The organism is Actinoallomurus rhizosphaericola, assembly GCF_024055675.1.
GTDB lineage: Bacteria > Actinomycetota > Actinomycetes > Streptosporangiales > Streptosporangiaceae > Actinoallomurus > Actinoallomurus soli.
The window spans coordinates 1-11,044 of the sequence record NZ_JAMXMW010000041.1 but is presented as its reverse complement, the minus strand read 5'-3'; the positions used below and the strand labels follow the sequence as shown (position 1 = coordinate 11,044).

Here is an 11,044-nt window from a genome sequence, read left to right as displayed (position 1 = left end):
GATGGGCATCAGGTCTACGGCAGTGTGCAGAACGGTACGTTCTATTCGGAGGACGGGAAGTTGCTCGTCAGGCCGGATGGCAGGGTCGAGCATGGGTTCACCGATGGTCAGGGGTATTTTCATTCGGGGCGTACGGTCGATGGTCAGACGGTCTACGGTTCCGACACGGATGATGGTGGCTGGGTCTCTGATGACGGTAAGACGGCCATTGGTGCGGACGGTAAGGTCGAGCATGGGATAACGGACCCTAATACGCATCAGTTCCTGGCGAACGGTGAGGTTCGCACGGTCGACGGCCAGCAGGTTCCGGGTACCGTTCAGAACGGTACGTTCTATTCGGAAGACGGGAAGTTGCTCGTCAAGCCGGATGGCAAGGTCGAGCATGGGTTCACCGATGGTCAGGGGTATTTTCATTCGGCGCGTACGGTCGATGGTCAGACGGTCTACGGCTTCGACACGGACGACGGTGGCTGGGTCTCTGATGACGGTAAGACGGCCATTGGTGCGGACGGTAAGGTCGAGCATGGGATAACCGACCCTAATACGCACCAGTTCCTGGCGAACGGTGAGGTTCGCACGGTCGATGGCCATCAGGTCTACGGCAGTGTGCAGAACGGTACGTTCTATTCGGAAGACGGGAAGTTGCTCGTCAGGCCGGATGGCAAGGTCGAGCATGGCTTCACCGATGATCAGGGGTATTTTCATTCGGCGCGTACGGTCGATGGTCAGACGGTCTACGGCTTCGACACGGATGATGGTGGCTGGGTCTCTGATGACGGTAAGACCGCCATCGGCGCGGACGGCAAAGTTGAGCATGGGGTGTCCGACCCTAATACGCACCAGTTCCTGCCGAACGGAACAACGCACACCTTGCCCGACGGCACCGCCCTGTACGGCTTCGCCGCGGGCGGCGACTTCTACTCCGCGGATGGCAAGACCGTCGTGCTGGCGAACGGCACCGTGCTCCACGGCACCACCGATACGAAAACCGGCCTCTTCACACCCGACAACGGCGACGGCGTCTACGTCATTACCGACAGCGGAATCGCCCATGGCAAGGTCGACCCGAAGGACAAGTCGATCGTCACCGCTGACGGTCATCACTACATGACAGCCGAGTCCTGGGCCATCGACCTGATGGAGTTGTCGAACACCATCCTCGCCGTCGAGCGGGAGAATGACAACATCCACCAGAACCTCCTCGTGATCGAGAAGAATATGACCGATCTGAATACTCACTGGAAGGGACCCGCCTACGACTCGTTCGTTCCCGTGAAGAACTGGTTCACCAGTGCCACCAAAGATCTGACGGGCCTCCTCGACGAGATGATCCTGCGAATGTATAAGTCCTACGGCAACTACGCTCGGGCCGAGGAACAGAACGCGGCGAACGTGAAGCCCGCCTAGACCGTCGCGAATCCGAACGAGGAGACACCATCAATGGACACCACCGACTACGACCACGTACAAAACATCGCCATCGGGCCTTCGGGAATGGACACGACGGCGACTTCACTGAGCAAATGCGCGCAGGAGATCGCGGACTCCATCACCCGGATCGAGAACGCCCTGAAGTCGCTGACGCTCAACGGCTGGGCGGGCAAGACGCAGCAGGAAGCGGATGACTTCAACAACCGATGGGTCAAGGTCATGGGCGACCTCTTCGGCAGCAAGGACAAGCCGAACGACGGCGTGCTGAACGCCATGGCCAATGGCATCTACACCGCGGTGAAGAACTACGACGAGGCCGAGTACGGTCTCGTCGATGTCTGGAAAAGGTTCGCCGGCAAGCTCCCCAAAGCAGGCGTCGAGAGCAGCGTCCCCACCCCCTCGAAGGACACGCCTCCGGACCAGTTGGACACGAACAAGACCGCCATCACGGCCGACTACCCGCCGTACGTCTCCTGATCGCGGTCGTCGGCGCGCGGCGGACCGCATCCGCGTCCGCCGTCGCGCCCATATCCCCCTAAGGCAGCCCAACCGATGAGCAGGATCGCCTTCCACCGCCCCGCCCGGATGGCACCGCCGCCCGTGCCGGAGGACAAGGTCTCCATCGCGGCACCGCCGCAGTTGCCGCAGTCGAGCGGGATGTCGAGCATGCTCACGCTCCTCCTGCCGTTGTTGACCAGCGTCAGCATGGCGGCGTACCTGATCTCGACCGGCCGGCAGTGGATGATGGCGCTGGGCGTCCTGTTCATCATCACGTCGACGGGGCTGAGCATCGGCTTCCGGATGCAGATGCGGGGGAAGAGTCGCCAGGCCAGAGAGCACCAGCGCGAGCGTTACCTGGACTACCTGGCGGGGATTCGCCGGCAGGCGAGAGAGGTGGCCCAGGTGCAGCGCTTCGCGGCGGCCTGGGTGCATCCGAGTCCGGAGCGGTTGTGGGCGATCGCGGTCCGACGGCGCCGCGTCTGGGAGAGGCGACCCGAGGACCCCGACTTCCTCAGACTGCGCATCGGAGTGGGAGACGGACCGCTGGCCATCACCCTCACGACCACCAGGCGACCCGATCCGACCATCGAGTACGACGCCCATTCCCTGCACGCCGCCGAGGAGCTCGTTCAAACGCACAGGACGGTCGAACGGCAACCGGCGTGGATCGACGTCGGGCGGGCGGGCGTGGTGAGCCTGCTGGGTCCGACCGCGGAGACCGAGGCGGCGGCCACCGCGATGCTGTGCCAGCTCGCCACGCTGCACGCGCCGGACGACGTGCAGGTCGCCGTGGTGACGTCCGGGGACGCGCGGTGGGAGTGGGTCAAGTGGCTCCCGAACGCGCACGAACCGGACACCCGCGAGCGCGGGAGCGAGGTCGTCCCCCTGGTCGCCGAGGACCTGGCCGGCCTGGCGGACTATTTCGAGGCCGAACTCGACCGGGCCATGGCGGCCCGCGCGGAGCGCGGAACGCGGCTCGTGTCCATGACCGCCCAGGAAGGGCCGCGGCGGCGGCTCGTCATCGTGCTGAACGACTACGATCCCCGCGCGGCCTGGACCCGATCCCCGCTCGTCTCCCGCCTGATCGCGGAGGCCGGCCCGCACCTCGGCATCACGGTGGTGTGCCTGGTCACCACCGAGGCGCAAGAGCCGGAGCGCGTCGACGTGCGCGTGCGCCTCGAAGCGTCCGGCCGCCTCACCCTGGAGGGCGCGAACGCCGGGCTGCACAGCACCGTGCAGGACGCGACCGTCGACCGGATCGCGCCCGCCCTGCGGTCCCGGATCGCCCGATCACTCGCGCCGCTGCGGCTCACGGGCGAGCAGGAGCAGGTCCTGTCCCAGTCGGTGTCACTGCCGGGCATGCTCGGCATCGACGTCACGTCACTCGACCCGACCGCCGCCTGGCGGAAACCGGACGACGAAGAGCTCCTGCGAATTCCGGTCGGCGTGACCGCCGACGGTGAGGCACTCGTCCTCGACCTTAAGGAGTCGGCGCAGGGCGGCATCGGGCCGCACGGGCTCGTGGTCGGCGCGACCGGCTCGGGCAAGAGCGAACTGCTGCGCACGCTGGTCACCGGCTTGTCGCTGACCCACTCGCCGGAGCACCTGGGTTTCGTACTGGTGGACTTCAAGGGTGGTGCGACGTTCGCGGGCCTGACGAAGTTGCCGCACGTGGCCGGTCTGATCACGAACCTGGCCGACGACCTGTCCCTGGTCGAGCGCGTACGGGTGGCCCTGGTGGGGGAGCAGCAGCGACGGCAGCGGCTGTTGCGGCAGGCGGGCAACATCGACTCGATCCGCGACTATCAGCTCAAGCAGGCGGCCGGTGGGACGGACGTGGACGGCGCGCCGTTGCCGCCGCTGCCGTACCTGATGATCGTGGTGGATGAGTTCGGAGAGCTGTTGTCGCAGCGGTCGGACTTTATCGACCTGTTCGTGCAGATCGGCCGGGTCGGCCGGTCTTTGGGCATGCACCTGCTGCTGGCCACCCAGCGGCTGGAGGAGGGCCGGCTGCGCGGCCTGGAGTCCCACCTGTCCTACCGCATCGCCCTGCGCACGTTCAGCGCGGGAGAGAGCCGTACGGTGATCGGCACGGCGGACGCGTACAAGCTGCCGCCCATCCCCGGCTCGGCCTACCTGAAGGTGGACGAGTCGATCTACGAGCGGTTCCGGGTCGCGCACGTCTCCCGTCTGTACGAGGACCCCGCCGCGCAGGAAGGCCGGCGGAAACCGATCGCGCCGGTCCCGTTCGGGTTGCGCACCCCGCCCACACCGGAGGACACGGCGCCCGAGCCCGCGGTCAGCCCCGTGCCGGGGTCCGGGACGACCGAGCTGGAGGTCGTCGTCGAGCGACTCGCGGCGAGCAGTGCGCCGACCCATCAGGTGTGGCTGATGCCGTTGCCGCCGCGCTTCCCCCTCGACCCGCTGCTCGCCCCGGTGGAGGTCGTGCCGGGGCGGGGCCTGCAGAGCCAGGCGTGGCCGGCGGGCGGGGAGCTGAGATTCCCCGTCGCGGTCGCGGACCTGCCCGCCCAGCAGGAGCAGCGTCCCGTCGTGCTCGACCTGACCGGGATTCACGGGCACCTGGCCGTGGTCGGTGCGCCGCAGAGCGGGAAGAGCACGTTCCTGCGCACGGCAATGATCAGCGCGATGCTCACCCATACGCCCGACGAGCTGCAGTTCTACTGCATCGACCACGGCGGGGGCGCGCTGCACGCCCTGCAAGGCGCCCCACACGTGTCAGGGGTGGCCGGGCGGCGGGACACCGAACGGGTCGAGCGCGTGCTGGCCGAGGTGACCCGCCTGATCGCGGTACGCGAGCGGATGTTCCAGGACCTGGGCATCCAGTCCGCCGCCGACTTCCGTCGGCGACGCGACAACGGCGCACTCCCGCCGGGAGTACGTGCCGCCGACGTCGTCCTCGTCATCGACAACTGGGGCGCACTGCACGCGGAGTTGGAGGACGCCAGCGCGATCGCCACCGACATCGCCACCCGTGGCCTCGGCGTCGGGGTTCACCTGGTCCTGACCGCCAACCGCTGGGCCGAGATCCGGCTGGCGCTGCGTGACAGCATCCCCGGACGTCTCGAACTGCGGATGAACGACCCGGCGGAGTCGGAGATCAGCCGTCAGGAGACGCGGCGGCTGGGCCGGGTGCCGGCCGGTCGTGGCCTGATGCCGCCCGGGCTCCCCTTCCACGTCGCGCTGCCCCGGATGGACGGTGACGACGGCCTCGACGCCCTCGCCGAAGCGCAACACGAAGTCGTCGACGCGATCACCGCTTCGTGGCAGGGGCCGCCGGCGCCGCGGCTGAAGGTGCTGCCGGAGCGGATCAGCGTGAAGGAACTCGAGGAGATCCTCGCCGACACGTCGGCCGTCGGAAACCCGTGGGAGGACGCCGGACGGGCGCTGTCCCCGACCGAGATCCCCATCGGACTGGCCCAGACTGATCTGCGCCCGGTGGGCCTGGACCTCACCCAGGGCCAACCGCATTTCCTGGTCTTCGGCGACTCCGGGTCGGGACGGACCTCGTTCCTGCGGGCCTGGATGCGCGGCATCGGCCGCCGGTACTCACCGTGGGACGTGCGCTTCATCGTCGTCGACTACCGCCGCAGTCTCCTGGACGTCCTGCCCGCCCCGTACATCGGCGCGCACGCGGGTAATCCCGAGCTGGCAGCCGCCTTCGTCGCCCAGGTGGCCGAAAAACTGAAGGAACGGATGCCGCCGCCCGGCCTGACCATCGACCGGCTGCGCGAACGCGACTGGTGGGAGGGGCCGGAGTTCTACCTGGTCGTCGACGACTACGACCTGGTGGCGAGCGGCGCTGATCGCGGCCCGCTCGCGCCGCTGGCCTCCTTCGTCACGCAGGGCGAGGAACTCGGCTTCCACGTCGTGCTCGCCCGCCGCGTCAGCGGGGCCTCACGGTCCTTGATGTCGGACCCGATGGTGGGGCGGCTACGGGAGTTCGGCGCCGACGGGCTCATCTTGTCCGGTGATCCACGCGAAGGCGTCCTGCTGGGGGACCAGCGCGCCGCACAGCGCATCCCCGGACGCGGCCTGCTGATCCGCCGCAGACAGGAGCCGACGCTGATTCATGCCGTCGTGGATGAGGAGACCGAGCCGGTGTCGTACGACGCCCGGTCGGCCGGTGCCGGAAGGGAGGTCTAGCCATGGGTGACAAGTACTCGACCTCGATGGATGGCTGGACCGAATGGACCGATTACGTCGGCAATTTGGATCTGGACGCCATCTTCCAGCTCGGCAACGAGTGGATCAGGATGGGCGATGCCCTCTACGGCGAGCAGGGGAACATCGGCCTTCTCCTTGAGACGATTGGCTGGTCGGGTAGTGCCTATTGGGCCGCTCGAGGCGCCTGGGACGACCACATGTTTGCGGTCCTCAACCAGGCCGCCGACGGGGCGTGGAAGATCGGCGAGGCCATCAACGCGTACGGCAAGAGCATCTATGACCAAGCGCAGAAGATGGCCGAGGAGAACAATAAGAGTTATCTGATAACCCTCTTCAGTTTTTTCCTCAGTGTGCTGACGGCTCCGGTGAACTTCGCGATCGGTGCCGTGCTCGGAATGCTGTCGAAGATTCTCGGAAGCCTGCTCACCATCGCCCTTGACGTCACCGTCGGGGCCGCCTCGACCTTCATCATCGACATCGCCGCCAACGCCCTGGCGTCGGCCGCCACCCACACGTCGGTCAACATCGATTGGAATGAGGAGGGTAAGAACATCGGTCTGGGCGGCGCCATCGCCGGTGGTTTCAGCGCCGCCGGTGCTGCGGGGGCAAGATTCGGTGGCGGTAAAGGTGGCGTGGACACCCCGGGGGCCCCCAAGGTCGCGGTTCCCAAGCCCAACCCCACGCCGACGACGGGAACGGGTGCCGGGGGCGGTCGGGTCCCGAACGGTGATTCCGGAGGGACCTCGTTCGCCGGGGCGGGCAGCGGCGGAGCCGGCGCGGGGAGTCACGTGCCACCGGTGGTCAGGCCCGCGGATCCCTCGTTCAGCGCTTCGGGCACGGGCGGTGGCCACGCGTCGGGGACGAACGGCGTCACCGGGCGAGCCGGCGATGAGGTGGTCACGCCCACGTCGTCCGGGCCTGGCGCGCGGGTGAACGAACCGCTTCCCTTCACAAGCTCTAATCCCGCGCCGAGAGTTCATTCGGATTCCGGTTCCCAGAGCACCGGCCGCACGAGTGGCGCGGACAACGGTGTGGTTCCGCGGGTGACGCGTACGGGTGGGGATAACAGTGCTGCTCCGCCGGTGACGCGTCCCGATGGCGCGGACAACGGTGTGGTTCCGCGGGTGACGCGTACGGGTGGGGATAACAGTGCTGCTCCGCCGGTGACGCGTCCCGATGGCGCGGACAACGGTGTGGTTCCGCGGGTGACGCGTACGGGTGGGGATAACAGTGCTGCTCCGCCGGTGACGCGTCCCGATGGCGCGGACAACGGTGTGGTTCCGCGGGTGACGCGTACGGGTGGTGCGGATGCCAGTGCTGCTCCGTCGGTGGTGGAGTCCGGTGGCGGGGGTAACGGTGCTACTCCGCACGTGGTGAGGTCCGGTGGCGGGGACAACAGTGCGGCTCCGGCGCCGGACTCCGGTGGTGGTAAGAATCCGGCATCGCACGAAGGAAAGCAGACGCCTTCGGATTCGGTGTCTCCTGCGCGACGCGCCGGGGACGCAGCGGCCCAGGGAGCTGCTGATTCCCAGGCAGGGCGCAACGGGGGTCCGGGGACTTCGTCCTCCGATGGTCAGCGTGGTGCGGGCGTGGCCGGTGGAGGGGAGCGTAACGGTCCGCCGTCGAGTTCCGGTTCTGCTGATGGCAGTGCCGTCGGTCGCGGAGCGCAGGAGACGGTCTCGGGTCCGTCGGCTGCGGAGCGTGCCGGGAGAGCGGCCATGGCGAGGAATGCGGCGGCCAGCGACGGGCGTGGTCCAGGAACGTCGTCTGGTGGTCAGCGTGGTGCGGGTGCGGCCGGTGGAGGGGAGCGCAACGGTCCGGCGTCGAGTGAGGGGCGGCCGGCCGGCGGCGAGGCGGGACGTGAGGATGGTGCGACGTCGGCATCTCCGGCGAAGCAACCGCCGCCGAAGTCCGGTTCTGCCGACGACACGGGCGTGGGTTCTTCAGGGAGCCAGCAGAACCAGGCACCGGGCGAAGCGCATCAGACGTCTTCGGATCCGTCGGCTGCGCAGCGTGACGGGGCAGCGGCCATGGCGAGGAATGCGGCGGCCAGCGACGGGCGTGGTCCAGGAACGTCGTCTTCCGATGGTCAGCGTGGCGCGGGCGCGGACGGCGGAGAGGAGCGCAACGGTCCAAGTTCGGATCCGGCGGCTCGCGGAACCGGACCCTCTCGTACGCAGCAGCCGCCGTTCGTCGCACGGCGGGGCCCGGGCACCGGCAAGTCGCCTGTGCCGGTGGCACGACAGCTGTTCCGCACCGACTCGGTGACAGGCGAGACGCAGCTAGTCGACATCGCGCCTGGTCATCGGCTGGATGGTCAGCCGGTGGGCGACCCGCCGGCTTCGGCGGGGCCCGCTGGTCCTGCGGGTGGTCGTCGGTTGGATGGTTCGCCTGTGGATGAGTCGTCGGCTTCGGCGCGGACCTTTGATGACGCGGGTACCGGTGCGGGCGCCGGTGGTGCCGATGGGGCCGGTCGTTATCGCTATTACGAGGTCGATCCGGCGACCGGCGTCGCCAAGGAGACGACCCTGGGTCCGAACGACTCGGTCGTGAACGTCAAGCCTGTCGGCGGGAAGGTCACTCCGGGTAGCGGGTTCCCCTCGGGGAAGGGCGGTGCTGCTCTCAGACCTGCCGGTGATTCGCATGAACGTGTGGCCACGCACGATTCGGCCGAGGGGAAGTGGGACGTCGTCGACCTTCCTCCCAAGCCGGCCGGCTTCAAGAACGGGAACGTCAACGCTCATTCCAAGCCGGCGGCCACGTCGCCCCGCAACGAGTCGTACCAGCTTCTTCGTCGGAAGGGCGGCGACATCGACCTGTTGACCTATCGGCGTCGCCCGGCGGATGTGCCGCCGCCGGACGGGGCGAAGAGCGACGGCACCCAGTACCACGAGCTAGGCGACGGCGGCCAGGACGGTTGGCATGACGCGCATCCGTTCGGGGCCGGTGCTCCGAAGACCGAGCGCATCATCACGGCGCCGGGGAAGCGGCTGGACGGGAAGCCGGCGGAGAGTTCCGACACGCCCGCCGTGCTGGTCCGCGATGAGAAAACCGGTTTGTACGTAAAGGTCGAGTCGTTCGCCTCCGGAGGTGAGGCCGGGGACTCGGGGGGACGGAGTTACTACCGCATCGGTCCCGATGGCAGACCACAGCCGATTAAGGTCAGTGGCGGAAAGGTCGACGTCGTCAGGGTCTCCCCGAATGACGGCAAGGTCACGCGTACGACGTTCTCGGTCTCCGGCGGTGACGGCACGGTCAAGCCGTACATCGACAAGGACGGGACGCTCACTGCGGGGTCGCAGGAGATATCCCCCGCTCAACTGCGGTTCGACACCGACACCGGCCGGATCACCCATGCGGAGCAGGGGCCGGCCGGCTCCTCCGGCAGCGGCTCCCGCGGTGGTTCCGATGGCCCGGGTGGTGGGGGAAGAGGCACCGCCACCCGGTCGAAGTCGGACGGTTCCCAGACGCAGACCGAGAGCAATGTCTGGACGCTCACCGACATTGGTGCGGCGAGCCGCGGTGCCACTTCGTCGAAGCCGTCCGAAGGCGCTGGTGCGGCCAAGCCGGCGGTCGAGAAGGATCCGTCCTCGGGCAAGGGCCGGGAGGCCGGTTCTTCATCGGAGCACCCGGACGGCAAGGAAGGCGCCGGCGCGTTCGACCGGAACACGGCGTCTGCAGACGGGAGCGGAGCCAGGGGACCGCGCTCCGTCACCCGGCCGGGGACCGATGGTTCCCGGACGCAGACTCACAGCGGTGTCCCATCGTCCAAGCCGTCCGAAGGTCCTGGTACGGGCAAGACCGGGCTCAAGAAGGATCCGTTCTCGGGCGAAGGCCGGACGGTCGGTTCTTCGTCGGAGCACCCGGACAGCGCGGGACGCGCCGAGGCGTTCAAACGATTGTTCGGCTCGAAGGATTCGAAATCCTCACCCGCGAGCGGAGGCAACGAACCAGGCACTGTACGTCCGAAGGATGAGGGGACAGCCGACGGCAGCGGCCCCCGCAGTGATTCCGACAGTCGGGGCAGTGGGGGCGGAGGCGCTGCCACCCGGCCGAAGACGGACGGTTCCGGGACGCAGACCCAGACCGGTGTCGGAACGTTCATCGAAGATGGTGCGGCGAGCCACGGTGGCTCACCGTCCAAGTCGTCCGAAGGCTCCGGTGCGGCCAAGCCCGTCGTCGAGAACGATTCGGTCTCGGGCGAGGGCCGGGAGGCCGGTCCTTCGTCGGAGCACCCGGACGAAAAGGAAAGCGCCGACGCGTTCGACCAGAACACGGCGCCTGCGGACGGCAGCAGAGCCGGGGAATCGGGTCTCGTCACTCGGCCGGAAACCGATGGTTCCCGGAACGACCCGGTGGAGGTGGCGCGACAAGACGTCAGTAACGCAAGTAGCGATCTTGCGAAGGTGAACGAGTCGGCGGATCTGCGGGCGAATTCGTTGGATCATGCCGATGCGGTGATCAGGCGGTTGACCGATCCGAGTACGGGTCGTTATCGGTCGCCTGGCAATGGGGAGTATCCGGCGATCCGTGCGGAGATCGCGCGAGCCATTCGTGAGAACGCCGGTGTTGAGGGTCATAAGACGGCTGGAGATGTCCGCGATCAGGCGATGAAGGCGGCTGAGCAGGTCGCTAAAGCCCATCTGGAAAAACGTCCGCCGCGTCGGGTCTCGTCTGACCCTGTCAAGGCGGCAGAACAAAGACTCGACGAAGCCAAGAATGAACGCGATGGAAAGCCTGACGATCGGGCTGCGCAGGCTGCGGTCGCCCAGGCGAACAGTGATCTTGAGAAGGTAAATAAGTCGGCGGATCTGCGGGCGAATTCGTTGGATCATGCCGATGCGGTGATCAGGCGGTTGACCGATCCGAGTACGGGTCGTTATCGGTCGCCTGGCAATGGGGAGTATCCGGCGATCCGTGCGGAGAT

The 11,044-nt window shown here is 67.5% G+C and carries 4 protein-coding genes; all 4 read left to right on the top strand.

Annotated elements, in window-relative coordinates; translation table 11 throughout:
* Positions 1-1,407 (top strand): hypothetical protein (locus NE234_RS43870; RefSeq protein ID WP_252787110.1); only part of this gene is annotated, 1,407 nt, incomplete at its 5' end.
* A 33-nt stretch (positions 1,408-1,440) separates the two neighbouring features.
* A complete protein-coding gene (locus NE234_RS43865) occupies positions 1,441-1,908 on the top strand; it encodes a WXG100 family type VII secretion target (protein ID WP_252787109.1) in 468 nt (155 codons plus the stop codon).
* Positions 1,909-1,983: 75 nt separating this feature from the next.
* Positions 1,984-6,096: a type VII secretion protein EccCa gene (eccCa, locus tag NE234_RS43860; RefSeq protein WP_252787108.1), complete on the top strand. Its 4,113-nt coding sequence runs from the start codon at positions 1,984-1,986 to the stop codon at positions 6,094-6,096.
* A 2-nt stretch (positions 6,097-6,098) separates the two neighbouring features.
* On the top strand, positions 6,099-11,044 hold a 4,946-nt coding region (locus tag NE234_RS43855), incomplete at its 3' end, for a hypothetical protein (protein ID WP_406567146.1).

Coding starts and splice junctions, on each gene's coding strand:
- NE234_RS43865 (WP_252787109.1), top strand. CDS start 1,441: ATGGACACCACCGACTACGACCACGTACAAAACATCGCCATCGGGCCT.
- eccCa (WP_252787108.1), top strand. CDS start 1,984: ATGAGCAGGATCGCCTTCCACCGCCCCGCCCGGATGGCACCGCCGCCC.